General features: G+C 66.3%; 22 protein-coding genes and 4 tRNA genes. 11 read left to right on the top strand and 15 right to left on the bottom strand.

Annotation, left to right across the window (positions count from 1 at the left end; genetic code table 11):
- From tuf to KF785_14050, 10 genes are all read right to left on the bottom strand, one after another.
- Window positions 1-1,199, bottom strand: a 1,199-nt coding sequence (tuf, locus tag KF785_14005; GenBank protein ID MBX3147877.1) for an elongation factor Tu, incomplete at its 3' end; no start/stop codon positions are given.
- A 113-nt stretch (window positions 1,200-1,312) separates the two neighbouring features.
- Window positions 1,313-1,385, bottom strand: a tRNA-Thr gene (locus KF785_14010).
- Between the two features lie 63 nt (window positions 1,386-1,448).
- Window positions 1,449-1,521 (bottom strand) — tRNA-Gly (locus KF785_14015).
- A gap of 68 nt (window positions 1,522-1,589) precedes the next feature.
- Window positions 1,590-1,673 (bottom strand) — tRNA-Tyr (locus tag KF785_14020).
- An 80-nt stretch (window positions 1,674-1,753) separates the two neighbouring features.
- Window positions 1,754-1,826, bottom strand: a tRNA-Thr gene (locus KF785_14025).
- A 154-nt stretch (window positions 1,827-1,980) separates the two neighbouring features.
- The gene (cysS, locus tag KF785_14030; GenBank protein ID MBX3147878.1) at window positions 1,981-3,495 is read right to left on the bottom strand and encodes a cysteine--tRNA ligase; all 1,515 of its coding nucleotides are present in this window, start codon (window positions 3,493-3,495) and stop codon (window positions 1,981-1,983) included.
- Between the two features lie 99 nt (window positions 3,496-3,594).
- Entirely contained in the window at window positions 3,595-4,452 is an 858-nt protein-coding gene (locus KF785_14035) for a mechanosensitive ion channel family protein (GenBank protein MBX3147879.1), read from the bottom strand.
- Between the two features lie 158 nt (window positions 4,453-4,610).
- Window positions 4,611-5,531: a universal stress protein gene (locus KF785_14040; GenBank protein ID MBX3147880.1), complete on the bottom strand. Its 921-nt coding sequence runs from the start codon at window positions 5,529-5,531 to the stop codon at window positions 4,611-4,613.
- 39 nt (window positions 5,532-5,570) lie between these two features.
- Window positions 5,571-5,786: a DUF2892 domain-containing protein gene (locus tag KF785_14045; protein MBX3147881.1), complete on the bottom strand. Its 216-nt coding sequence runs from the start codon at window positions 5,784-5,786 to the stop codon at window positions 5,571-5,573.
- A gap of 47 nt (window positions 5,787-5,833) precedes the next feature.
- Window positions 5,834-6,661, bottom strand: a complete 828-nt coding sequence (locus KF785_14050) for a universal stress protein (protein MBX3147882.1) — start codon at window positions 6,659-6,661, stop codon at window positions 5,834-5,836.
- 87 nt (window positions 6,662-6,748) lie between these two features.
- Between KF785_14050 and KF785_14055 the strand changes: the two genes are divergently transcribed.
- Genes KF785_14055 through KF785_14065 form a run of 3 tightly spaced genes read left to right on the top strand, consistent with a single transcriptional unit; the run spans window position 6,749 to window position 10,533 of the window.
- A complete protein-coding gene (locus KF785_14055; GenBank protein ID MBX3147883.1) occupies window positions 6,749-7,981 on the top strand; it encodes a GAF domain-containing sensor histidine kinase in 1,233 nt (410 codons plus the stop codon).
- 36 nt (window positions 7,982-8,017) lie between these two features.
- Window positions 8,018-8,695, top strand: a complete 678-nt coding sequence (locus tag KF785_14060) for a response regulator transcription factor (GenBank protein ID MBX3147884.1) — start codon at window positions 8,018-8,020, stop codon at window positions 8,693-8,695.
- Entirely contained in the window at window positions 8,692-10,533 is a 1,842-nt protein-coding gene (locus KF785_14065) for a heavy metal translocating P-type ATPase (GenBank protein ID MBX3147885.1), read from the top strand. The genes KF785_14060 and KF785_14065 overlap by 4 nt, the downstream gene beginning before the upstream one ends.
- 28 nt (window positions 10,534-10,561) lie before the next feature.
- Here KF785_14065 and KF785_14070 read toward each other — a convergent pair whose 3' ends face one another.
- From KF785_14070 to KF785_14085, 4 genes are all read right to left on the bottom strand, one after another.
- A complete protein-coding gene (locus KF785_14070; protein MBX3147886.1) occupies window positions 10,562-12,913 on the bottom strand; it encodes a hypothetical protein in 2,352 nt (783 codons plus the stop codon).
- 110 nt (window positions 12,914-13,023) lie between these two features.
- Window positions 13,024-13,503: a DUF4402 domain-containing protein gene (locus KF785_14075; protein ID MBX3147887.1), complete on the bottom strand. Its 480-nt coding sequence runs from the start codon at window positions 13,501-13,503 to the stop codon at window positions 13,024-13,026.
- Entirely contained in the window at window positions 13,500-14,324 is an 825-nt protein-coding gene (locus tag KF785_14080; protein ID MBX3147888.1) for a hypothetical protein, read from the bottom strand. The genes KF785_14075 and KF785_14080 overlap by 4 nt, the downstream gene beginning before the upstream one ends.
- Before the next feature lie 3 nt (window positions 14,325-14,327).
- Window positions 14,328-14,828 (bottom strand): DUF4402 domain-containing protein, encoded by a 501-nt coding sequence (locus tag KF785_14085; GenBank protein MBX3147889.1) that lies wholly within the window; start codon window positions 14,826-14,828, stop codon window positions 14,328-14,330.
- A gap of 519 nt (window positions 14,829-15,347) precedes the next feature.
- On the opposite strand from KF785_14085, the gene KF785_14090 reads away from it, so the two are divergent.
- Complete coding sequence (locus KF785_14090) at window positions 15,348-16,397, top strand: tetratricopeptide repeat protein (GenBank protein MBX3147890.1); 1,050 nt, start codon at window positions 15,348-15,350, stop codon at window positions 16,395-16,397.
- 210 nt (window positions 16,398-16,607) lie between these two features.
- Window positions 16,608-17,342, top strand: coding sequence for a response regulator transcription factor (locus tag KF785_14095; GenBank protein MBX3147891.1), 735 nt, complete (start codon window positions 16,608-16,610; stop codon window positions 17,340-17,342).
- Between the two features lie 196 nt (window positions 17,343-17,538).
- Here KF785_14095 and KF785_14100 read toward each other — a convergent pair whose 3' ends face one another.
- Window positions 17,539-17,826 (bottom strand): hypothetical protein, encoded by a 288-nt coding sequence (locus KF785_14100; GenBank protein MBX3147892.1) that lies wholly within the window; start codon window positions 17,824-17,826, stop codon window positions 17,539-17,541.
- Window positions 17,827-18,286: 460 nt separating this feature from the next.
- Between KF785_14100 and KF785_14105 the strand changes: the two genes are divergently transcribed.
- From KF785_14105 to KF785_14130, 6 genes are read left to right on the top strand one after another with little or no spacing between them, the layout of a single operon-like run.
- The gene (locus KF785_14105) at window positions 18,287-19,573 is read left to right on the top strand and encodes a PAS domain-containing protein (GenBank protein MBX3147893.1); all 1,287 of its coding nucleotides are present in this window, start codon (window positions 18,287-18,289) and stop codon (window positions 19,571-19,573) included.
- Window positions 19,570-20,766 carry an HDOD domain-containing protein gene (locus KF785_14110; GenBank protein ID MBX3147894.1) on the top strand — a complete coding sequence of 399 codons (1,197 nt, stop codon included), beginning with the start codon at window positions 19,570-19,572 and terminating at the stop codon, window positions 20,764-20,766. The genes KF785_14105 and KF785_14110 overlap by 4 nt, the downstream gene beginning before the upstream one ends.
- Before the next feature lie 59 nt (window positions 20,767-20,825).
- A complete protein-coding gene (locus tag KF785_14115) occupies window positions 20,826-21,899 on the top strand; it encodes a response regulator (GenBank protein MBX3147895.1) in 1,074 nt (357 codons plus the stop codon).
- Window positions 21,896-23,650, top strand: coding sequence for a HAMP domain-containing protein (locus KF785_14120; protein MBX3147896.1), 1,755 nt, complete (start codon window positions 21,896-21,898; stop codon window positions 23,648-23,650). The genes KF785_14115 and KF785_14120 overlap by 4 nt, the downstream gene beginning before the upstream one ends.
- On the top strand, window positions 23,647-24,372 hold the full coding sequence (locus tag KF785_14125; GenBank protein ID MBX3147897.1) for a response regulator: 726 nt from the start codon (window positions 23,647-23,649) through the stop codon (window positions 24,370-24,372). Before KF785_14120 ends, KF785_14125 begins: the two co-directional genes overlap by 4 nt.
- Window positions 24,356-26,260: a response regulator gene (locus KF785_14130; GenBank protein MBX3147898.1), complete on the top strand. Its 1,905-nt coding sequence runs from the start codon at window positions 24,356-24,358 to the stop codon at window positions 26,258-26,260. The genes KF785_14125 and KF785_14130 overlap by 17 nt, the downstream gene beginning before the upstream one ends.
- Window positions 26,261-26,282: the final 22 nt, after the last annotated feature.

The following is a 26,282-nucleotide window of genomic DNA, read 5'->3' on the forward strand; positions in this document are numbered from 1 at the left end:
TACTTGAGGATCTTGGTGACGACGCCCGCGCCGACCGTCCGACCACCCTCGCGAATCGCGAACCGCAACCCCTCGTCCATCGCGATCGGCGTGATCAGCTCCACCTTCATCTGCACGTTGTCGCCCGGCATCACCATCTCCACCCCCGCCGGCAACTCGATGTTCCCCGTCACGTCCGTCGTCCGGAAGTAGAACTGCGGCCGGTATCCCTTGAAGAACGGCGTATGCCGCCCCCCTTCATCCTTCGTCAACACGTAGATCTCCGACTCGAACGACGTGTGCGGCGTGATGCTCCCCGCCTTCGCCAACACCATCCCCCGCTCGATTTCCGTCTTCTCCACGCCCCGCAGCAACAGCCCCGCGTTGTCCCCCGCCACCCCTTCATCCAGGAGCTTCCGGAACATCTCCACGCCCGTCACCACGCTCTTCTTCTCGCTCCCGAACCCGATCAAGGACACTTCCTCCCCCACCTTGATCTTGCCCCGCTCGATTCGCCCCGTCGCCACCGTCCCCCGCCCCGTGATCGAGAACACATCCTCGACCGGCATCAGGAACGGCTTGTCGATCTCGCGCACCGGCTCCGGAATGAACGTATCCAACGCGTCGTACAACTCCTGAATCTTCGCCACCCACTTCTCGTCGCCCTCGATCGCCTTGATCGCCGAGCCCCGAATCACCGGCGTGTCATCCCCCGGATAGTTGTACTTCGTCAACAGCTCCCGCACCTCGAGCTCCACCAGATCGAGCAACTCCTCGTCCTCGACCAGATCGCACTTGTTCAGGAACACCACGATCGACGGCACGTTCACCTGCCGCGCCAGCAGAATGTGCTCCCGCGTCTGCGGCATCGGCCCGTCCACCGCGCTCACCACCAGGATCGCCCCGTCCATCTGCGCGGCCCCCGTGATCATGTTCTTCACGTAGTCCGCGTGCCCCGGGCAGTCCACGTGCGCATAGTGCCGGTTCGCCGTCGAGTACTCCACGTGGCTCGTCGCGATCGTCAGGATCTTCGTCGCATCCCGACGCCCCTGACTCTCCGACGCCTTCGCCACCTGATCGTACGGGACGTACGCCCCCAGCCCCTTGTCGGCCGCGATCTTCGTCAACGCCGCCGTCGTCGTCGTCTTCCCGTGGTCAACGTGCCCGATCGTTCCAACGTTGACGTGCGGCTTGTTCCGCTCGAATTTCGCCTTGCCCATGACCCGTTACTCCGTCAGTGAGGTCCTTGTACCGGAGCTGCCGCTCCCCTCGGCGCGCGGCATCCGGATCGTGCCCCGGGCACCCGCCACCACCACTCCATGAAGGCCCAGCAAGCTCGCGACCGGGATCGAACCGGTGACCTCATCCTTACCAAGGATGTGCTCTACCGACTGAGCTACGCGAGCGCCATTCCTTTTTGCGCACCTGCCGCGACCACCCGCATCGCGCGTCCTGCGTTGTTCGTCCCAAGCGGGCGACGGGACTCGAACCCGCGACCCTCAGCTTGGAAGGCTGATGCTCTACCAACTGAGCTACACCCGCGCTTGGACCGCACCTGCCAACCTACCGTTCGTCTGCCCGGGCGAACCGTCCCGCAATCACTGCCTCAATGGTGGGGGTAGGATTCGAACCTACGTAGGGCGAAGCCCGGCAGATTTACAGTCTGCTGCCATTAGCCACTCGGCCACCCCACCGTCCCGACTCACCGCTTTTCGACACGGAACCCCGCTCGACCGAAAGCGGGGTTCCGTATACCTTCCGTTCTGCGCGCTCAAGCTGACGAAGGGACTCGAACCCTTAACCTGCTGATTACAAATCAGCTGCTCTGCCAATTGAGCTACGCCAGCGGACCCCAAAGCCCGCAGAAAGTTGACAGACCCTTATCTTACCTTGACTTAGCGCAATCGTCAACGGTCAACCAATCGATCCCGCCCGAAACGGGGTCCAGCCTCCGGACCGGGCTCCTCAGAGCCCCAAACCGACCCTCGAACAAACCCCGAATCAGGCTCCCGAGCCCCGGTCGATCAGTTCCGCGCTGCCGTCGCGCCGATCCCGGATCTCGAACCGCTCGGCTGTCAGGAGCTGGCGAATCCGGTCCGCCTCGGCGAAATCCTTGGCCCCCTTGGCTATCCGGCGCCGTACCGCCCAGCGGGTTGCCCAGCGAAGTCGGCCCTCGATGCCGCTGGGACCCGTCGGCTCCAAGAGGGTCTCGTCGTCATCAGTGGCCGACGCCGGGATCTCCGCCCGCGCCTGAGCCCGATGGGCAACCGCCAGGACCCGGTCGACGAGATCCCAGGCCTGCCGGGCTGCCGCCGTCGGTGCCACTCCGTCATCGAGCAGCCGATTGGCTTCGCGCACAAACTCGAAGACACAGCCGACTGCCTCGGGGGCGTTAAGGTCGTCGTCGAGTGCCGCCGTCAGACCCGCTTCGAGCGCCCGGCTGGGCTCGGCCCAGGGCGAGTCGGCTCCGCCCTTCCCTTGGCCGGCCCGCTCCAGGCGATCGGCAAACTCACCGAGACGCCGAGCGCCTTCCCGCGCCGCCGCCAGCGCATCATCAGTCAGGTCGAGCTGCTGGCGATAGTGGGTCTGATAGATGAGGAGACGGATGGCTGCCGCTTCGACCCCGTCTTCGCGCAGATCTCGGGGCGTCGTAATGTTGCCGAACCGCTTCGACATCTTGGCGCCACGAACGTTGAGAAACTCACCGTGGAGCCAGTACCGGGCAAACAGATCCTCGCCGGTATAGGCGCAGCTCTGGGCAATTTCATCCTCGTGGTGAGGAAAGATCAGGTCGACTCCGCCGGTATGAATGTCGAGCACCTGTTCGCCGTAGCGGTGGCTCACCAGCTCGAGCGCCATGGCCGAACACTCGAGGTGCCACCCGGGGCGGCCGCGACCAAACGGCGCATCCCAGGCGGCGCCGACCTTCTCGTCCTCCGGCTTGGCCGCCTTCCAGAGCACGAAGTCCTGGGCGTTGTCCTTGGTGTACTCGTCGGAGGTAATCCGACCGCTCGCCCCGGTCTTCAACTCGCGGCGGTCGAGCTGCGACAGCCGACCGTATGCCGGAAAGCGGTCGATCCCGAAATAGACCGACCCATCCTCCCCTCGATAGGCCGTCCCGTTGCGCAGCAGACCGGACACCAGCCGGATCATCGACGGCACGAAGGCCGTCGCGCGCGGGTAGGCATGGGCCGGAACGATGCGCAGGTAGTCCCGGTCCTCATAAAAGGCCGTCACATAGGGGGCGACCAGTTGATCGATGCCCACCCCCTGTTCGCCGGCCACTCGGATGATCTTGTCGTCCACATCGGTGAGATTCATGATGTGAAAGACCTGGTACCCGCTGGCCTCGAGCCAGCGCCTGAGCAGGTCGACGAACAGAAAGGTCCGGAAGTTCCCGATGTGAGCGTAGTTATAGACGGTAGGCCCGCAGGAATAGAGCGTGACCCGAGGTGGCGCCCCTGGCACGAACGGCTCGATTCGACGAGTCAACGTATTGAAAAGTGACAGCCCCACGTCTGTTCCTCCGCCTTGGCCCGAATCCCAGCCGCAACGCGAGGCGGGAAGCTAGCAATCCATGCCGAAGAGGAACAGGCCGCCGCTGCCGAGGCGGGCTTACCCCTCGCCGAGCGGGGCGGCGTGACTCGGCGGCGGGTTTCCCGGAGGGGGTGGCGGCTGCATCAGGATGGTCCGCTGCGCGGCCGGAATCTGAATGCCCTCGGCGTCCAGCCGCAGTTTGAGACGGCGCGAGAACTCGCGGAAGGCCGGCCCCTGCTGCCCCGGAATCGTTCGAATCAGCGTGCGAATCACGACGCCATTGTCGCCAAAACGATCGATGCCCACCACCTCCGAACCGCCATCAAAGCGGGCCTTCCAAGCCGGATCAACCTGAAACTTGACCAGCTCGTCCCGGACCACCGCCAAGGCGTGATCGACGTCGGTGCCATAGCTGACCGGGACGTCGACCACGGCTCGTGACCAGCCTCGGCTGGTGTTGACGACCCAGGGAATCGAACCATTCGGAATGATATGGAGGGCTCCGTGCAAATCTCGGATCCGAACGGCCCGCAGCGAGACCTGCTCGACGGTGCCGCTGTGCTCGCCGATGCGCACTCCGTCGCCGACGACGAACTGATTCTCGAGCAGGATGAAGAAGCCGGAGATCAGATCCTTGACGAGGCTCTGCGCACCGAACGACACCGCAAGGCTGAGAATCCCGACGCCCGCCAGGAGGGGTCGGATATCGATAAAGAGGTTGAGGCTCGACAAGAAGACGGCCAGGATGATGACCGCTCGCCCGACACTGCGGACCAGCTGGGCAATGGTCTGCCCGCGCTTCTCCCCGGCTGACAGCACGGTTGGGTCGCCATCGTCGGCCGCGAGCTCGATCCGACGGGCCACCAGGCGCACCAGGCCGGAGCCGGCCCAGCCGAGCAGCAGCAGCACCGCGAGTTGCAGGACCTTGCGGACCATATGGCCCCGCTCAGTCCCGAGCAGATCGGCAAGCCAGTCAATTGCAGTAAGGTCCATGATGCCCAAAGCTTAGGGGCGACCGGCTCGATCGTCAAAATGGCAAAGGGGTGCCGTTGCTGCTGCCACGGCACCCCTCGGCCCCTGCGTGCTGCAATGAGTCAGCCTTTGTCCTCCGGACGCACGACCAGCACCGGCACGCCGGCGCCTCGAATGATCTCGCCAGCGACGCTCCCGAGAAGCAGTCGGCGGAAACCGGTGGCGCCCTGGGTAGTCATGGCCACGAAGTCGTAGCCTTCGGCCCTGATTTCATCCAGGATGCTCGGGACCGCCGAGGTACCGATAATGGTCTTGGTACTGACCCGAAGCCCCTCCCCCCGAAGTCGCTCGGCCACACCCTCCAAGTATCGCTCGGACGCCTGCCGCCGTGCCGTAATTTCCTCATCGGAGAACACGATCGGGTACGGTGGCATCGAACCGACCACACCGACGGCGGGCTCATTGACGTGAAGCAGAGTGAGATGAGCCTGGGTTACCAGGGCGAATGGAATCAGCGGCGTCAGAATCGCCTCGGAACCTTCGGACTGATCGAGTGGCACCAAACAACGGTCGAAGGGGGCCTGCTCGGGAAGCACCGGCTTGCCGTCCTTGGGCCGAATCAGAAGCACAGGCGTGGACGTCCGCCGAATCACGTAATCCGCGACGCTGCCGAGCCAGGCACGGGCCAAGGCCCCCCGCCCGTGAGTCGACATCACGAAAACGTCGGGGCGGATTCGATCGAGTTCGCGCACCAGCGCCTCACCCGCCACACCGTCGATCAGGCGATAGCTCACGTCCGACCCGCCCACCGTGCCCAGCGAACGCGCCACAGAGGACAGGTACGCCCGGTCTTCGGCTCGAGCCTGCTCCTCATCCGGCACGCCAACCATCGGCGCCCCCTCGATCGGGGTGAGCGTGGTCGCCTGTTCGTGAACCCTGAGCAGAGTAAGGCCTGCCTTCGCCTCGCGTGCCAGGCGCGCCGCCACGGGCAGCGCCGCTTCAGCGAACAGCGAGCCATCGAGCGCCACGACCACCGATTTCATCGTCATCATCTCCCCCTTTTCCTGGCCGACGCGTTCAGGTCACTGGGAAGGACCAGAGGAACCGCCGGTTCGACAGGTGTTGATGCGAAACAACGTATACATCGGGCAATTGCCGGTCAGGGCCGTTCCGATGGGGATCAGGCCCAACAGCGTAACGTAGCGCCAGGGCGGTTCGAGAGCACCGTAGAGCCCGAGAATCAGGATCCCGATGACCAGCCGTAAGCCGCGATCGATCGTGCCAACGTTGCGTACCATGTGACGATGCCCTCCAGGCGAAGGATCGGGCAGCTCCGCGCGAGCTGCTACAATGGCACCGTGAGTACCGCACACGGTGCGGCCAGCAAAAGACTGCGTGCCGTTTCGGTCGGTTCCACGACCTTGGGCGGCCCTCCCCGACGATAGCCGATGACGAGCACACCTGCCTCGGCCGCGCAGACTTCCTCCAGAATCTCGACGGCAGGACTGCCGGTACGCAGTGAGACTTGGATGGCGGGTGGCGTGCCGGCCATGCCTGCCGCGGAGGCCGCCACCGCGACGGACCGCCGGGTCGCGCCGGCACCGTTCTGCGTCACCGTGACGCCGACGAGGGGGAGGTCGATTTCCCGGCTCCAGCGGAGGGCCAGATCGAGCACCTGGTGCGAACGCGGTGTCTCGTCGAGCGCCACCAGGCCACGACGGAAGGGCCAGCTCCCCTTCGGGACCGAGAGGACCGGAATGCCGGCCCGCCGTACCACGGCATCCGCGGTCTCACCGAGGGACGCAGGTTGCCGGCCGGCTCGATCGCGACGGCCCAGCACAATCAATGAAGCCCGGTGCCGATCCCCGAAGCGGCTGATCTCGATACCCGGAACGCCCTGTGCAATCCACGACGTCGCGCTTCGGGGTTGTCGTTCGAGCCAGCCCGCCAACGCGCCCGGGCTCGACCCCCCTGGCGCAGCCGAGGGAGCGAACTGGTCGACGCGCAGGATGGCCAGGGGCGCGGCATGCTCCCCTCGGAGCCGTGAGGCCACCTCGGTCGCATAGCGACCCTCCTCCGAATCATCGCTGGCCACCAGGATTCTGTCTCCGAGCACCTGCTCCTCGCCGTGCGGTCGAAGGCCAAGGTAGACGCCGAACCGTGAAGAATTCATGAATGCAGAACGAGGGCTGGCCCATTCGAAGTTGCCTGGGGTGGTTCCGTCTGTCGAGACGGCCGCCGATAACTTATGATAGAAGCCATGGCTCCAAGCAACGACCCCAGCGATCGTATCGAGCAGCTGGTCCGGGCCACGCCGGAGCTGGTGGGTGAGCTCAGCCTCGAGACCGCGCTGCCCCGGATCGCGGAGCTGGCGCGCAGCCTGCTCGAGGCCAAGTACGCGGCGGTTGGCCTGCTTAACCCGGACCACCGTACTCTCAAATCGTTCACGACGGCCGGGCTCACCGACGACGAACGCGCCCGAATCGGAACGCCCCCCATCGGTCACGGTGTCCTCGGTCTGGTAATCCGCGAGGGCCAGGTGATTCGCCTGCCCGACCTGCAACGTCATCCTGCCGCAGTCGGCTTCCCGCCCAACCATCCGCCGATGCACTCGTTCCTGGGAGTACCGATCGTCGGCCGAGCCGGCATCGTCGGCGACCTATACCTGACGGAAAAGCAGGGCGCCGCCGAATTCAGCGACGAGGACGTCCACATTGCCCTGTTGCTGGCCTCGATCGTGGCCTCCGCCGTCGAGAACGCCCAGCTGCATGAGCGGACCATCCGGCTCCTCGAAGAAGTGCAGCAACTGCATAGGAGCCGCGAGCGCTTCTTCGCGATGATCAATCACGAGCTGCGCAATGCTCTCGCTGCGGTGTACGGATGGGCCGAGCTGATGGTGAGGAAGAAGGATCCCGCGGCCGTTCCGCGCGGATCGATCGAAATTCTCGAGGCCGCGGAACACGCGGTTGCGCTGATCAATGACCTGCTCGATCTCAACCGGCTCGATGAGGATCGTCTCAAGCCGATCATCCGGGATGTCGACTGTGCCGCCCTGGTGCGCTCGGCCCTGCAGCGAGTGACCCCGGTTGCCGACGAGCGGCAGGTTTCACTCGTCGGTCTCGACCCGGGCACCGCGGTGCTGTGCCGCACCGATGCCCACCGCGTCGAACAGATCTTCGTCAACGTGCTCAGCAACGCCGTCCGCTACGCACCGAATGGCACCCGCGTGACGGTAACCGCGGCGATCAGTGGCAGTGTCGTCGAGTTCGAAGTGTTGGACCAGGGCCCTGGCGTGCCGGCCGACCAGACGGAGCATATCTTTGATATCTATTACCGTGCGGGCGCGATGGACGGCTCCGACCCCGGCCATGGAGTCGGCCTGGCGCTGTCGCGCCGGCTGGCACGGCTGCTCGGCGGCGACCTCTGGGCCATACCGCAAAGCGGCGGCCGGTTTGTCCTGCGGTTGCCGGGCGTACCCGGCACGCACCCTTAGACCCTCGAACTCCACCAGCAACATCGACGCGTACCCATGAAAATCCTCCTCGTCGAAGACGATCGGAAAGTGGCCGGATTCATCGAACAAGGGCTCAAGGAGGAGGGCTACGTCGTCGATGTGGCTCCCGATGGCGACGAAGCCACCATGCTCGCGCACGTCTACGACTACGACGTCATTCTGCTCGACGTAATGTTGCCGAAGAAGAACGGCTTTCAGGTGGCCCTGGAACTGCGCCGCGAAGGACGCACCACCCCGATCATGATGCTCACCTCTCGAGACGCGGGCGAAGATGTCGTCCGAGGTCTCGATGCCGGAGCGGACGACTATCTGACCAAGCCGTTTCAGTTCGATGAACTGCTCGCCCGGATTCGGGCGCTGCACCGCCGAGGAGGCGCCGAGCGGCTGGATGTGATCCGAGTCGGGCCGTTCGAGATCGACCGCATCAAGCACCAGGCCAGTGTCGAGGGCAAGCGGATCGATCTGACCGCCAAAGAGTTTCAGCTTTTCGAGTACTTTATGCTGCATCCCGCCGAGGTTGTCCGGCGCACCACCCTGCTGGAGAAGGTCTGGGATATGCATTTCGACCCGGAGAGCAACGTGGTCGACGTGCACGTCGGCAACCTCCGGCGCAAACTTCTCAAACATGCCAGCGACCCGCAGATCGTGACGGTTCGCGGTGTCGGCTTCAGTCTTCGCACGGCTGAGGAGTGACACTAGGCAGCTTCGCACGATCGGCGGCGCACCCGGCGGCGGCAGCACTCTTCCTCGTCGCCGGGATCCTGGCAACCGCCCTCGGCGCCGACGTCACCGTCCGACATCAGATCTGGACCATCGGCCTGATCGGGCTTGGCGCGCCGATCGTGCTCGGTACGCTCCGCGGGGCCCTCCGCGGCCGGTTCGCAGCCGACCTGGTTGCCTCGCTGGCCCTGATCGCCGCCGTAGTCCTGGCGGAACCGGTCGCCGGCCTGGTCATCGTAATCATGCAGACCGGAGGCGAGGCGCTCGAGGCCGGCGCTGCTCGGCGCGCATCGAAGGCCGTTGCGACACTCGAGGCGATGGCGCCCCGGACCGCCCATGTCTTCCTGGACGGAACGCTCGAGGACCGACCCGTCGGCGCCGTCAGGGTGGGCGACGTGCTCCTGGTGCGGCCGGGCGAGATGGTGCCCTGCAATGGTACGGTGCGCCAGGGAGCCGGCAGCTTCGACGTCTCCACCATCACCGGCGAAGCCGCCCCAGTCGACGCGCAGCCGGGAATGACCGTGCTGAGCGGGTCGATTGCCCGTGAAAGCCCGGTCACCATCGAGGTCACCGCCCCAGCCGACGCCAGCCACTACCACCGGATCGTCGAGCTGGTGCGCACCGCGGAAGCAAGCAAGGCGCCGATCCAGCGCCTTGCCGATCGCGCGGCGGTCTGGTTTACACCGGTAACGCTCCTGGTATGCGTGGCCGCCTACGCCCTGTCGGGCGACCCGGTTCGGGTGCTTGCGGTGCTCGTCGTTGCCACGCCCTGCCCGCTGATCCTGGCCGCGCCGGTTGCCATGCTGGGCGGTATCAACCGCTCGGCCCGGCGGCAGATCATTGTTCGCAACGGGGTGGCACTCGAGCGGCTCGCCTCAGTGGACACAGCCGTCTTCGACAAAACCGGCACCCTGACCGCGGGAAAGCCTGAAGTCGACCGGATCACGGCGCTGCCGCCATTCACCGCTTCGACGCTGCTCCGACTGGCCGGCGCGGTCGAGCAGGGATCGGGACATCTGCTGGCGCGCTCACTGAGCGCCGCCGCGATCCGGGAGCACGGCGCGCTGCCGGAAGCAACCGACGTCGTGGACGCGCCGGGGGGCGGCGTAACAGGGCGGGTCGAGGGTCGGACGATTACGGTTGGTGCGCAAAAGCTGATTCGGACCCGCGAACCGGAGGCGGCGGCGGCGTTCCTCGCCTACGACGGGGATCCGGGCCTTCAGGCCTATGTCGTGATCGATGGCCGGGCCGCCGGCCTGGTCCACTATGCCGACCGGATCAGGTCCGAGGCGCGAACCGCGGTCCACGCCCTGGGGGCCGCCGGTGTTCGGCGCACCGTTCTCCTCTCGGGCGACCGTACCGCCAACGCCACAGCCGTTGCTGGGGAACTGGGAATCCGCGAAGCGGAGGGTGACCTGCTGCCCCAGGACAAGCTGTCTCGCATCGTTGCCCTCGAACGCGACGGGCACCGGGTCCTGATGGTGGGCGACGGAGCCAACGATGCGCCGGCCCTTGCTGCTGCGCATGTCGGCCTGGCGATCGCGACAGAGACACGGGGACTGAGCGCCGAGGCCGCCGACGTCGTGCTGCTGACCGACGACCTGCGGCGGATCCCGGAGGCGGTTGCCATTGCCCGGCGCACCATGCGGATCACCCGACAGAGTATCGGTGTCGGGCTTGGCCTGTCGCTGGTGGCGATGGGGTTTGCGGCGGCAGGTCAGATCACGCCAACAGTCGGTGCGCTACTGCAGGAGGCGATCGACGTCGCCGTCATTGTCAACGCGCTCCGCGTCCTCGGCGGACGGGTATGACGGCGGTGACGGGTCCGCAGCAAGCGCCTCAGCGCTGCGCGGCTACTGCGTCCTCCCGGGGTCGCAGCGCCAGGACAACCTGCCCCACTGACCGGGTGTCAGTTCCTGCTCCGGCTGCCAGCTCAAACGTTACCGGATCCGCCATCACACCGAGGGCTGCAGCGACCGCGCCTTCGATTGAAAGGCGATAGCGGCCGGGCCGAAGTCCCATCTGATAGAAGGAGCCATCCGAGAAGGGTTCGATCCGCATTCGCTGACCCGACGCCTCGTGTTCGAGTTGCATCCCGATCCGGCCCACCAGTGTGCCTGCCTCCCCGCTCCACTCGAGTCGCCCTTCGAGGATGGCACCAGCCACAATCGGGATCTCGACGCTGACGATCTCACCCGGCCGCGGCACGACCGCCAGCCGGGCACGATCGGGAATCCACTGAGGGTCGGCCAGGCTCGCGCTGTCGACGGTCAGATGAATCGGCTCGAAGGGCTGGACGCCCCACAATTCAAACCGCCCGGAACGATCGGTGACCAGCGCTCGGCCCGCCGTGAACAGTCGGGTGTCGGGCAGCAGCGGCTCGTCCGCGCTCCGGGTACCGTTGCCGTCGAGATCGAGGAAGACAACACCCGCCACGCCGGCCCGATCGATCGCCGGCTCCGCCGACCACATGACTCGCCCTCCCTTCCGGTCCCAGACAGCCGACCCACCGGCAACCTGATCCATCCGGCCCGAGCTTCCCGGATCGGCAATACCGCGCACCGCATAGCGCAGCTGGGACAGCTGGGTCACCAGCCCGAGCGAAAAGGCCGGGCCGTTGCGGCCCCGCTCCCAGATCACCATCGATTCCAGGCGCCCGAGGGAGCCGAGCCCGGTCATGGCCGCGAGACTCGACCGGCGAAGTTGCCCGTCCATGTTTGACTCGGCCTCGGCGCGGAGCCAGAGCCGGCGCAGCAGCGCCGGCCACCCCGCAGCGGGCAGGATCGTTCCCTCGAGACCGAAGGCCGATTGCTCCCCACCGAGCGAGCCCCAACTCAGCCGAACGAATGGCCGCACGTGAACCTGTGATAGCGGCATCGCCAGAGCCGCCCGGACCGTAGTTGTCGCTCCGGAATCACCCAGGGCGCGACTGACCATGCCTTCGGCCCCGACCGTGCCGCGCCCTCGCGAGCCGATCCGCCCGTGAAGTCGCCACTCGCGGCGGACGCCGGTACCTCCGGCGTAGTCCAGCAGGTCAAGCGTAAGCGCGCGATGCAGACTCGGCTCATACCGGGCGGCCGCTCGGGTGACCAGACCCGTCAGATGCTCGAGGTCGAAGCCAAGCGCGTTGAATGGCGCAGCGGTCAGGGTCCCGTAGGGGCGCCATGCCATGGCTGTATCATCCGCCCGGATCGTGAGGCCGGCACGAGCGGACAGCCGCGAGGTTACGCCAACGGCAAGATCCGCGTTGCCCAGCCAACGGCAGGGCATCTCACGGCACGCCCCTACCGCCATACTGTACTCGGTCGCTCCGCTCCGGAGCAGCATGGGCACGGCGCGGAAGCTCTGGTTGAGCTCCCGAATTTCGCCGTTGGGTCCGTAGGCGACGAGGTCGATCGGATTCTCGCCATAGTGCACCGGCACCATGATGCGATAGCGGCCGCCGGATCCGGCTGAATCAAAGCCGATCAGGCGGCCGGAGCGGTAGGCATCGACGCTCCAACCCGGCGGCAGGGTCCCGGAAAACGGCAGTGCCTCGAGCAGCAGCGGCCGGAAGGGTGGGCGGTTCGTCAGCGAGAAGCCGCGCACCCGCTCGGTCCGCACGCTTTGGGTCGCCACATCCCCGACCCGGAGACCGGTCAGCCAGCGACTCTGGGGCCAGGTCCGGTGCCACTCGAGGTCGACTGATCCGTCACTTCCGCTGATGCCGCGTAACCGACTGACGGCCACCCCACCCAGCAGTGCGCTGGCCAGGCCGACTCGATAGGTCGTATGGTCAAGCGGGGTGCGGCCCGTGGTGTGAACGTCGTAGTCCATCGCGACACCGCTCCACCCGGAACGCTCGGTTGCGAACGCCGCCGGCGGAATGCTGGCCGAGTCACGCAATCGTTCCCGGGCGGCGGCGCGAAGGATGCGTCGTACGACGGGCAGGTCGGCAGATGGTGCCACCCGCACCAGCGCCTGCGACTCGTCGTAGATCAGCACGGTCTTGAGGACCCGGCCCAGTTCGTCGAGCGAGCGATAGCCGTCGGGCGGACGAGGCACTTCGAGGAGCTGGAATACCGGGGCAATCGGAAGGTACAGTGTATCTCGGACCTGTCGCGCCTCGATCGTCGTGGCGGCCACGGTGCCGAGGCGAACTTCGACCAGGACAGGGTCACCAGGCGGGGCGGCCTCGACCGCTCCAAGCACAGGGGCCGGCAACGGGATCGGACCCGCGGGCCGACACGCCAGACACAGAACGAATGGGGCCACCCGCCGCCACGCTGCGTACCGACCAGGCATCCCCATTCGGGTTCCCGCTAGAGCGTGACGCCGTACACGGTGAGGACCATCGTACCCGTATAGCTGCCGGCCATCTGGCTGAGCGGGGGCGAGACTGAGCCACCGAGCCAGACATAGATGTTGGTGCCAAGAGAGATGAGGCCGAGCGAGACCGATCCGTTGGGATTGAAGGTCGTGCCACCCGGCGTGGTGTTGTTCGCACGATAAAGGCCGCAGGTGGCACAGAACGAAATCGGCATGGTGGCACCGCCGCCGACCCGACTGAGACTGGCAGGCAGCGTGAGGTCGAACGACGGGACCAGGGCCAGCAGCGTGAAATGGATCCGCCAGCTGGCGGCACCCGTCTCAGCCGGCCCGACGCTGGTCGTCGTACCCGAGATGATCGAACCAAACTCGAGATTGGCTCGCTGGGTCACCTGCGCATCGAGGGGGCCCGACGTGGCCAACGCCAAGGCTGCGGCGAGGCACCCGCGACGCGTCCTCGCCGGCACCGTCATCGTCGCAGTTCCACGACGCGCCTGACCGGCGCCGTCGGCAGGACGAACGACGTCGGAAGATCATTGCGCCGCCCGACTGCCTCGATCCGGATCAGGTAGTCCTGATCAGGCAGATCGGCGGCTGGCAGCACGAGACGCGGATGGAGCGTGTGGTACACTCCCAGAGGCAGTTCTGTCTCACGGACGACACGACCGCTTCGATCTTCAACCGTGGCCCGCAAGGTCCCGACCCAGGCAGCGTTGCCTCGACGGGTGAGCGGCACACGCACCGTGATCGAGTCGGCCCCGCGGACCGCTGTGGGCTCTCCAAGTTCGAGTGCGGTCGCCACGGTGCCCTTCCGAAAGAGAAACGGAAAGACACTCCGTACCTCCAGCGTGATCGCCACGTTGACGGCCTCGACAGCGGCAACCGGTGCCACCCGAGGCGTGGCCCGCGAGGCCACGACCAGCCGGGCCCAGTACTCCCGCTCGGGCACGCCGTCCGGCGGGCGTACCAGGAGGCGCACCGTACGCCGCGCCCCAGGCTCCAGGGCGAAACGACGGGGAAACATCTCGATCCAGTCTGCCGCGGACGGGGTGGAGTCGGTGATTGGCGTTTTGGTATCGAGCAGGAGGTTTCCGGCGGAATCGGTTACCGGCACGCCATACAGAGTCGACAGATCGACTTCAACCCGATCCTCACCGATGTTGACGACCGTGAAGGTCCCGGCGCGCTGACCGCGATCGACCACCACCGCCTGCGGTGCGATCAGCACGGCCTGCGCGGCGAGCGTCGCCGGCAACGCGCTGGCAATCAGAGTGGCGACACCGATACGCCGCATCGGTCAGAAGTACACGACGGTCATCGTCATGGTTCCCGAGTACGTCCCCGCGGCCTGCGACACCGCCGGCTGAGCGGTTGCGCCAACGAACACATAGAGGAACCCGCCCACCGGAATCGAGGCCGAGGTCGCGGCAGGCGCCGGGGTAAAGTCAGTACCAGACGCCGCCGAGTTGGCCGTGTTGTGCCGTCCCTGCCAGCTTGCGATCGGCAGATTGTTCGCTCCGCTCGTGATGTTGGCCGGCAGGGCGAATGTGAGATTGATGTTCGCGCTGGCCTGCCCTTGGACCGTGAACCGTGCGGCACCAGCGTCGGTCACGGCCACGGTTCGGTCCAGCCCAGGAAACACCAGCCCGAAATCGAGATCGGCCGTCGCAGTCACCGTGATCGGCTGCTGGACGCTGGCTGTGACGTTCGCAACGGCGGAGTTCTGGGCCATGATGCGGTCCGCGCCGCTGACGGTCATGACAAGGGTGATCAGCCCGATCCATCGTTTCAGCTGCACGAGTACCTCCTGAGATTGTCCGGAATCACACCGTCCCGATCGCTCGGCAGCGGAGGTGCGGCCACCGCCCCGTCCGCGTCAGCGCGGGCAGCGCATCACGAACCGTACGCGCAACCGGTGTGCCAGAGCCGCGCGGCTCCGATCGACGCGCACAAAAGGCCCAGCGTTGCCAGGGCATCCCCCCTCGAATGCGCAGCGAGCACCGGCTTCATCTCGCGGGTCTTGATCGGGTGGCCCGACGCAGCGCGAAGATTGCACGCCGCGCCAGCAATTCGCGACAACCGCACTCGCACTTCTTCGTTACGCCTGCATCATCATTTCTTCATCTATGACAGCAGCTTCATGTTTCGTTCATGTAGCGCAGTTCATTTCGCGTTTCGATAGGGCCGAATGGCCCTAGTCGCCCCTCGATCTCCGTCAGATGACAGGTGAAGGGCGAGGTCGGCACCCGCATTGCCCGAGTGGCTCTCGACGCCTGACGCCCGGCGGTTCCGGAACAGTGCGCACGAGCGAGCGACCATGATTGACCGAATCGACCCGACCGAACCTGCTGCTGCGGCACCGTGGAAAGCCGAGCCTGCCTCCGTCATGGTGGACGAAGGCCTCAAGCTCGTCGCCGGCGGCCGGTTCGAGCGCGCAGCCGAGCAGTTTGGCCGTGCGGCGGCTAGGGCGCATCAGGACGGCGACCACGCTGTGGGGGCGGACGCCCTGCGCCGACTCGCCGAGCTCCGCTTCCGAGCCGGGTATCCGGGGGAGGCCCGCAGCCTGGCAGAGCGGAGTCGGGAGTGCGCCTTCCGCACCAACCGCGCTCGCCTGCAGGTCGAAACCAGCAACACCATCGGCTGCATCCAACTCGAGATGGGCGACCTCGAGCATGCCAGCGAGACCTTTCTGGGGGCTCTGGCCATCGAGGGGATTCCCGATGATCTCGCCGGCAGGATCGAGCAGAACCTCGGCATCGTCGCCAGCATTCAGGGCCGTTGGGATGAGGCCGAGGGCCATTACAGCAAGGCCCTGAGCTGTCTGGCCCGCCACAGAGACACGGCGGGATTGGCCATGGTGCATCACAACCTGGCGATGATTGCCTCGGACCGGGGCAAGGCGGACGTGGCCCATCACCATTTCGGCGAAGGCCTGGCAGCTGCGGAGCGTGCGGGTGACGGACGATTGGCGGGCCTCTGTCGGCTCAATCGTGCGGAGCTGCTCCACGCGGAGGGGGCTCTCGATCGCGCGCTGGACGATGCGACCGGGGCGTATGCCGTGTTCTTGCAGACCGGCACGCTCGTCGACATGGCTGGCGCCTGTCGGATCCTCGGCCGTATCAATGCCTCGCTCAATCGCTATCAGGCGGCCGAGTCGTTCCTCAAGGCCGCGGTCACAATGGCTGACCGGAGTCAGACACCGCTCACCGATGGCGAGGCACGACGCGAACTGGGAGATCTGCTCGCAGCGACGAGTCGACTGGCCGAAGCGAAAGCGAGCTATGAAGCCGCCGGATCCGTCTTCGCGCGTTTGAGCGCGTCGCACGACCTGGCCGACGTCGCACGCCGACTCGCGGAGCTCGAATGAAGGGTCCCGATGGGCACGGCTTCTAACCACGCATTGAAGCGCAATAGGGCCATTCGGCCCTATTGCAGGAACGCATCACCGATTTCGTGGTTCATCATCGCGCCTAAACGGTTGACACCCATGACGGTTTTCGTACATTCCGATTCACCCTCGCCAAGTGCCCTGCGCATCGAGCCACGCACGATTCACTCGAGGCGAAAGGCCGTTATCATGAAGCTGCTCCTCGCTGAATCGAACCTGCCCATGATGGCGGGGCTCACCCATGAGTTGAGCGACGGCGGGTACATCGTCGACGTTGCCCGGAGCCACCGCGACATCACCAGCCTGGTAGAGCAGGCGGATTATGATGTCGTGATGATCGACGCCGACCTCGAGCACGGCACCGGGGTCGACGCCATCCGAGGATTGCGCCGCGAGGGCTGCACCGCTCCAATTCTCCTGTTTGCGCCGCCGGATGCACACGAAGCGATTGTGGCGGGGCTCGAAGCCGGAGCGGACGACTACCTGACCAAGCCGTTTCGGATTGACGAGCTGCTGGCGCGGGTGCGCGCCTTGCAGCGGCGCCACAGCTCCGATCGACTCGACACGCTGCTGCTCGGACCGCTGAAGGTCGATCGCTTGCGCCATCGCGTCACCGCACACGGCCTCGAACTGTCCTTGACCCCGCTCGAGTTCAGGATGCTGGAGTACTTCATGCTTCATCCTGGTCATGTGATTCGCCGGAGCCGCCTGATCGAGCAGGTCTGGCAGCAGCAGGGCGATCCGGGAAGCAATGTCGTCGACGTTCAGGTCAGCAAGTTGCGCCGAAAGCTCAGGAGCATCGTTGCCAACCCGCACATCGAAACGGTCCGAGGCGTCGGGTACAGCCTTCGGCTCGACGCGGACCCACGCGTGTCGAGCGTCCCGGGAGGCTCGCTGTCGTCAAACCGTCCCATCCCGCGCTGAGGGCGCCGGCCTCGGGAGGCGCCCTCGAATCTCGGCCTGGCCGAGCCGATACCATCTCATTGAGGAGCTCCTCGACGCGGTGATGGAAGCCGCGCAAATGGGGACGGTGGTTGCGTTACATTCCCGATAACCGGATGCACTGGGGAGGGCACGCGACGGAGCTGCTCGCCGGTCATGAGGCGATTACTGACCTGGATCAGGTCGCCGAGACGATCCACGTCGATGATCGGAACCGGCTCTCACCACGATCGATGCATCGCGCCTCTCCGGACGACCGCTCTCGCTCGACATTCGCATCGTCCGACCGGGCGGTGAGGTACACTGGGATGCAATCTGGGGTCGCCATTTCCGTGACGACGCAGGCGTTGCGGTCCGGTCGGTTGACGTCTTTCGCGACGTCACCGACCAGCGGCTGCTCGAGCAGCAGCTGGCTCACACCAACCGGGTCGAGGCCATCGGTCACGTCGCAGCCGGGATCGCTCATGAGATCAACACCCCGACGCAGTAGGGCGGCGACAACCTGCGCTTCCTCGAGGAAAGCTGTTCTCCACCTCGCCGCGTTCATCAGCGAGCAGACGGCGCCGACTCGGGGGCCCTGCTCTAACCCAACCTGTACCGTTCGACTAGGGCCATTCGGCCCTATTGCACGAACGCATCACCCTCAAAGGGATCGTTTTCGCGCACGGGCCCGTTGACTCCCCTGCTCGTTGTCGTACATTGCGGCGAGATCGCAGGCAGTCTCTGCGCATCAAGTATGACATTACCCGTTCGAGGCAAACCGCGGTCGCTATGAAGCTTTTGCCTGCCGAATCGAGGCTTCCGCCCCCGTGTCGCGTGTTGCGACCGGGTCACGCTCAATCTTGTCCTGACCGAGCCGATACTAATACCGATCCCGCCGGGTCCGGCGGGCTCCGATCCGCGCCGCACCCGGAATCGAGCGAGGTATGATCGTGGCCGATACGGCCCTTGCACATCAGAAGACTTCAGCGCCGGCTGCGGCCGTCCCTGACACCGCGACGGCCATCGCGCACGAGGAACTCCTCCGTGCGGCGATGGAAGCTGCGCAGCTCGGCATGTGGTATCGCCTCACGGGAGTGGACCGACTGCTCTGGGGGGGACATGCGGCTGATCTCCTTGCGGGGCATGGCGAGGTCACCGACCTCCATCAGGCTGCCGAGTTGATCCACGCCGATGACCGGAAGCGTTTCCTGGACACGATTGACGCCGCTCGTCGCTCGGGCAAGCCGTTTTCCCTCGACGTCCGGGCAGTCCGGCCCGGGGGCGAGATCCGCTGGGTCGCCATCTGGGGGCGGCTCATCCACGACGAGGCGGGCGCCGAAGTCCGGTCCGTCGGCGTCTTTCGTGACATTACCGACCAGCGTCTGCTGGAGCATCAGCTGACCCAGTCTCATCGGGTCGAAGCCATCGGCCACCTTGCTGCCGGCATTGCCCACGAGATCAATACCCCGACGCAGTACGCCGGCGACAACCTCCGCTTTCTGGCGGAGGGATTCCGCCGCCTGATGGCGTTCGTGAACGAGCAGACGGATGTGCTCGAGCGCGCCGGAATCGATCCGGCGGAGGCCGAGCGCCTGCGGCGAATCAGCGACGCGATCGACCTCCCCTTCCTCACCGCTGAGATTCCTCGTGCGATCCAGCAGGCGCGAGACGGGGTGCGCCGGGTCGGCGAGATCGTGAGCGGCGTGAAGAGTTTTGCCCATCCGGGATCCGGCGAACGGGAGGCCACCGACCTGAACGAACTCATCACCGCCACGCTTGCCCTGTCGCGCAACGAGTGGAAGTATGTCGCCACCATGGATACCGACCTCGACCCGGAGCTGCCGCCGGTTGCCTGCCTCCGGAGCGAGGTACAACAGGCAGTGCTGAACCTCGTCATCAACGCCGCCCACGCCGTGGCCGACGCGCGACCTAATGGCACCGGCGACGAGCGGGGCCGGATCACGGTCCGGACTCGGGTGGTCGACTCGGACGTCGAGATCTCGGTCAGCGACACCGGCCCTGGCATTCCCGACGCCATCAAGCCGCGAATCTTCGACCTGTTCTTTACCACCAAGAAAGTCGGCCGGGGCACCGGGCAGGGTCTCCCGCTGGTCCACGATGTCGTCGTCAAGAAGCACGGCGGCTCGGTCCGCTTCGACACGGTGCTCGGTTGCGGAACGACCTTCTACCTGCGCCTCCCGAGAGCGTGGACGCCGTCGGAGGCATCATGAGGCGGATCCTCTTCGTCGACGACGAACCCCGTATCCTCGAAGGCATGCGCCGAGTGCTGCGCAGCAGACGAGACGAATGGGAGGCAGTCTTCATCAGCAGCCCGACCGATGCGCTCCTCGAGTGCAACCGCACACCGTTCGACATCGTGGTCAGCGACATGCGGATGCCCGAAATGGACGGCGCCACCTTCCTTGGCGCAATTGCCGAGCAGTGGCCTGGCACTGTCCGCCTCGTTCTGACCGGTCAGACCGATGCCCGGAACGCGCTGATGGCCACCCGGGTGGCACACCAGTTCATCGCCAAACCCTGCGAGGCGGCGGCGCTCCAGGCGGTGCTGGACCGTGCCTGCCTGCTGCGCGACCTGATCACCGATCCGATCCAGGAGGCAATCGTCGGCAGTGCCGAGACGCTCCCGACCGTTCCTGCCGTGTACCGGCTGCTCACTGAACTCCTGTCCCAGGACGAAGTGACGGTCACGGACGTTGCGGCCGTGGTCGAGCGCGATGCCTCTCTCGCGGCCAAAGTGCTGCAGCTGGTCAACTCCTCGTTCTTCGGACCTAGCCGTGAAGTGATGAGCATCGAGTGGGCCGTGAGCCTGCTTGGCAGCCGGTTGATCCAGTCGCTCGCCATGGTGCATGGGGTCTTCCGTTCGATCGAAGAGCTCGCGCTGCCGATTGCGTTCGACCCGAAACGTGAACAAGCCCATGCAATTGCGGTGGGTGCGCTGGCCCGTCGGCTTGCGCCTGCCCCCGGCGACATGGAGGCGGCCTTCTCGGCCGGCCTGCTGCACGATGTCGGACGCCTCCTGCTCGCCAGCCGCGGTCCGGATCGCTACGACGCAGTCGTCGAGCATGCCGACGCCCACGGCATTCCCATGCACGAAGCGGAACAAGCCGTGCTCGGCACCACGCACGCCAACCTGGGCGCGTATGCGCTCGGACTCTGGGGACTGCCGTGGTCGATCATCGGCGCGGCGCGGTTTCACCACGCGCCCGCCCTGGACCCCGACCCAGCCGGGCTCGCAATCGTTATCCATGCGGCCGACGTGCTGGTCCGGGAACAAACCTCCGAGGGCCGGGAGGCCCGCCGCCATCCGGCCGAGCTCGACGAGGCGGCCCTCGCGGCCCGCGGCTTCGGCGATGCCATTCCCCGCTGGCGCGAGCTGGCGGCGGACCTGGTACTCGCACCATGACAATCGGCGGACGCCCCCCCATCCTCTTCGTGGATGATGACCCGCAGCTGCTGGAAGCGATGAGCAGACTGCTGCATCGGCGCTTCGACGTCACCGGCGCGGCCGACGGCAATCAGGCAATCGCGCTCGCCGCCGAGCGCCAGTTCACGGTCGTGATTTCCGACTACAGCATGCCGGGCATGAACGGTGTCAGCCTGCTTCGCACCATCCGGACCATGCAGCCGGACGCCGTCCGGATCCTGCTCACGGGACAAGCGGATCTCTCCGCAGCAATCGACGCAGTCAACGAAGGCAGCATCTTCCGGTTCCTGGAAAAGCCGTGCGCATCCGAGACATTGATCGGTGCGCTCGATGCGGCTTGCATCCAGCACGACCTGGTGGTGGGCGAGCGGGTCTTGCTCGAACGGACCCTGCACGGGAGCGTCGCCGCGCTGGTCGATATCCTGGCCATCTCGCAGCCGGGCGCGTTCGGGCGGGCCAGTCGAGTCAAGCGGCTCGCTCACGACATCGCGGGAGACCTGGAAGTTCCCAACTGGTGGGCCGTCGACGTCGCCGCCATGGTCTCTCAGATCGGTACCATCTCGCTGGCCCCTTCTGTGGTCGACAAGCTCTCAACTGGCGCCGGGCTGACCCAGGAGGAAACCGCAGCGGTCGCCGAAATCCCCCGCGTCGCCGCGCGGATCATTGCCAACATTCCGCGCCTCGATGCGGTGCGCGCCATCCTGCTGGGCATCGGACGACCGGCCGGATCGAGTACCGATGAGACGCCGCTCGGCGCCCGGCTGCTGACCCTCGCCTTTGCCTTCGACGATTTGCTCACAGCGAGTGTCGAGCCTGAGGAGGCGGTGCGCCGCCTCACCAGTCACATCGACCGGTACGATCCCGACCTGCTGGCCCGCCTCCACGCGCTCCACCAGCCGCAGCAGGAGGCCCCGCCGGTCCGGGAGGTCACACTCGACGCGGTGCAGCCGGGCATGATCTTCGTAACCGACGTCCGCACGGCGGACGGCAAACTGCTGATTGCTCGAGGGCAGGAGGCGACCGAGGGGTTGGTGACGCGCATCAACAACTACTGGGCCGACCTGCCCATCGCCGGTGCTGTCTACGTGACCACGGGCACGGGCCCCGCATGAGCGGGCCCCGGTACGGCTCGCTTCGCCTTCGGTTCATCGTGGCGATGGTGGCGATGCTCCTCCTGGTCGTTGCGGCGTTCGGCATCATCGCCCACCAGGTGGTGCGTCGCAGCGCCAAGGAAGCTGCGGTCGCACGCCTGCAGTCGGTAGCCCGGCAGTTCGTCACCATGGCCACCCCCGGGTTCCTCGATGCGCGCAGCAGACTCACCGCCGCCGCAACGGATCCCCTGCTGCAGACGGCGCTCCGAACCGGCGAGAGGTCCGAGGGGCTCGAGGGAACGTTGCGTGCCCTGGCACCGGCAAACAATCCGCTCAATACCGTCAGCCTGGGGAGCCCGGCCGGCGACATCGTGGCGGCTGCGGGTGACCTCGCACCGATGCCGCCGTACCGGCGAGCGGACACGGCGACCGTTGGCCCGCTTTTCGTGGCGCACGACACTGTCTTCCTCGAGGTCAGCGTGCCGGTTCGAACCGGCGACACGACCGTCGGTCACCTGGTCCAAACGACGCGTCTTGTGGCCGCCGCGACGGCCATCGCGCAACTGACCAACATGATCGGGCCCGAGGCGGTCCTGTTGCTCGGAAATCAGGACGGGTCGGTCTGGACCGACTTGCGGCGCGTCGTACAGCGGCCACCCCCCGCAAGCGAGGGTCGGGAGTATGATCGGGAGGGACGGCTCCGGGTCGCGGGGAGTCAGCCATTTGCCGGGCTGCCGCTGGCGGTGGCGATCGAGATGCCCGCCGATCAGGCCCTGACGCCGGCACGGTCGCTGGCGCAGGGGTTTCTCGGCATCGGCCTCCTCGTCACGGGGTTGGGTGCTGCCCTCGCCTGGTGGGTTGCCCGCACCATCACCGAGCCGCTCGGTTCGCTGACCCGGGCCGCCCAGGCAATTGCCGGGGGCGGCAGCCTTACGCCACCCCCGATGCCGGTCGCACGGCGCGACGAGATCGGGACCCTGGCGCGCGCCTTCACCGCGATGACGGACCAGGTGCGCACCGGCGTCGAAACCCTCGAAAGTCAGGTCAGCACCCGTACCGCGCAGCTCTCCGACGCGCTGGCCCAGCTGGAAGCGGCACAGAAGGACTTGGTTCGCAAAGAGCGACTCGCAACGCTGGGGCAGCTGTCCAGCAGCGTCGGGCACGAATTGCGCAACCCGCTCGGCGTGATGACCAATGCCGTCTACTACCTCGAGGCAACCCAGCGCGACGCGACGCCCAAGGTGCGTGAGTACCTCGGCATCATCCGAAACCAGATCCGGATCTCGGAGAAGATTGTCGCAGACCTGCTCGACTACGCTCGGGTCAATCCGCCCCAGCGAAGCGCGGTCCCCGTGGACGCCTTCATCGACGACGCCCTGACCCGCGTCTCGATTCCGGCCTCCGTGACCGTCGTGAAGGGGATCGACGGGGCCGCGACCATGCTGGTCGACTCCGTGCAGATCGGCCAGGTCGTCATCAATCTCTTCAGCAATGCGGTCCAGGCCATGGAGCCAAACGGTGGCACGCTGACGATCCGCGCTCGGGTCGACGGAGGCTGCGTAGTCATCGAGGTCGCTGACACCGGCCCGGGCATCAGCGACGAGAATCGCGAACACATCTTCGAACCGTTGTTCACCACCAAGGCCCGGGGTATCGGGCTAGGCCTCGCCGTCTCGCGCGGCCTGGCCCGCGCCAATGGCGGCGATCTCGCCTTCGAGACAGCGCTCGGACGCGGGACGACGTTTACTCTGACCGTACCGAGCGCCGGATGACTGCCAAACGGATCCTCGTCGTCGACGACGACCGCGGAATGGTCGAGACGCTTTGCGATATCCTCGAAATTAACGGCTGGGCGACCTCCCGCGCCTTCGATGGTGAGGATGCCGTCCGCCTGGCACGCGAGCAATCCGTCGACGTCGTCCTGATGGACATCCGGATGCCCCGCCTGAACGGCGTCAAAGCCCTCCAGGCAATCAAGCAAGACCGGCCGGGTACCCGGATCATCCTGATGACGGCCTTTGCTGCGCAGGAACTGATCGCCGAGGCCGAGGGGGCCGGGGTGCTGCAGATTCTGCGCAAACCAGTCGAGCTGTCGGCGCTGTTGGCGTTCCTCGAGAGGGCACGGCACGAGATCCGCTCCGTTCTGGTCGTCGACGACGAGCCAGAGTTCCTCGACACCCTGTGCGAGCTGCTCACCACCAAGGGCCTCACGCCAGTCAAGGCGCGCACCGTGGACGAAGCCGTGGCCCGGATGACGTCCGACCGGCCAACCGCCGTCCTGCTCGACCTGCGGCTCAACCACGTCGATCCGAAGGCCGGCATCCTGGCGATCCGCGAGGTCGACCCGTCCGTCCTGCTCATCCTCTACAGCGGCCACAAGGATCACCTGGACCGGACCATGGAGGATGCGCCCGATGGCCTGATCGACGCCGCGTTCACCAAACCGCTACCCATCGACCGCCTGCTGGAAGTGCTCCATGTCGACCGGCACTGATCACGTTCCCGTCCTGGTCGTTGACGACGACGAGAACCTGACCCGGACGCTGGAAGACATTCTTCCACTCCACGGGTTCGCACCGCTCACGGCGCAAAGCGGCAGCCAGGCGCTGACCCTGGCCCAGGAGTCGGCGCAGACCCCGCCGGTCGCGGTAGTGGACCTCCGCTTGCCCGACATGGACGGGATCGATCTGGCCGTCCGCCTGCACGCCTATTCCGGGGAGATGCAGGTCGTCATCCTGACCGGCAACGGAACCGTGGAAAGCGCGATTCGTGCGCTGCGCGAGGAGGAATGCGACTACCTGCTCAAGCCGGTGGACCCCGACCAGCTCGTGCGTACCTTGCGTACCGCAGAAGGACGGTGGCGGCTCCGCCAGGCGCGCGACGAGCTCCATCGGACCCAGCGTCTGCTGAGCGCCGTATTCGACGCCTCACCGCTCCCGATCGCTGTCCTGAATGACGATCTGACGGTACGGCTCTGGAATGGCGCCGCAGAACAGGTCTTCGGGGTCCCGGCAGCCCAGATCATCGGTCAGTCCATGCCCCAGCTCGACCATACGGCGGAGGGCCCATCGCATCGGCTGCTGAGCGGTGTGCTGCAGGGGCAGCGACTGACCAGCGTCGACCTGCAGTATCGCCGCCCGGACAACGTGGTCGTCGAGCTGCGCCTGAGCGCGGCACGGCTGGCCGATCACCCCGACATGCCGGGGGCGTTGGTCGCGATGTACGAAGACACCACGGTGCGACGACGCCTGGAGACACAGCTTCATGATGCCCAGCGACTCGACGCCTTGGGCCGCCTGGCGGGGGGTGTCGCCCATGATTTCAACAACCTGCTCGCCGTGATCCTGGCAGAGGCGGAGACCGGACTTCACGAACCTGGGCTCGATCCGGTGATACGGTCCACGTTCGAGAGCATCGCGGCCACGGCGAACCGAGGTGCGGCGCTGACCCGCCAGCTGCTGTCGTTTGCGCGGCGGCAACCCTCCGAGCCAACCACGCTGGACCTGAACGGAATCGTAAGAGATCTCGAGCGCACGCTTGGACGCCTATCGGGCAGCACGGTCGAGTGCCGCACCATCCTGGAGCCCGACCTCTGGCCGACGGTCGCCGACCGCGGCCAGCTCGAGCAGGTCCTCACCAACCTGGTCGTCAATGCGCGCGATGCGATGCCGGAAGGCGGTGTCGTTACCATCGCCACCGGTAATGTTCCAGACGGCCGGCCGGATGCCGCGGCGGCCCTGGCAACCGGCGATTGGGTCCGGCTCTCAGTGACCGATACCGGCACGGGCATCCCGGACGAAGTGCGCGCCCGGATCTTCGAGCCGTTCTTCACCACCAAGCCGCGCGGCACCGGAACCGGACTCGGGCTCGCCACGTGCCACGGAATCATCGAGCGGTTCCAGGGTCTGATCACGGTCGACTCCACCATGGGCCAGGGCTCCACCTTCCACGTCTACCTGCCGCGTGTGCACCAAGCTGATGCACCGCACGACGTCGATCCGGTCCGGACCGAGGCTCGAGGAACCGAGACCATCCTGCTGGTCGAGGACCAGCCCCGGCTCCGCGCGGTCGGCAACGCGATGCTTACGGCCAGCGGCTACGAGGTGGTGGCGGCCGCCACTACCGCCGAAGCGATCCAGCTCGCCGACGCGATGCAGCGCCCGCCGGATCTGGTCATTGCAGACCTCAACCTGCCCGATGGTAACGGCCGAGACCTCCTGGTCCAGCTCCGGCGCCGCTTCCCGACGATCCGTACCCTGCTGACGTCCGGGGCAGCCGACCTCAGCGAGGACGAGATCGGCGAGCACCCCTTCCTGCTCAAACCGTTCTCGCTGGAGCAGTTCACTCGTACGGTGCGTGACATCTTCGACAAGCCTGCGTAGGGTGGAGAACGAGGAAGGGCGT

The organism is Gemmatimonadales bacterium (genome assembly GCA_019637315.1).
GTDB lineage: Bacteria > Gemmatimonadota > Gemmatimonadetes > Gemmatimonadales > GWC2-71-9 > SHZU01.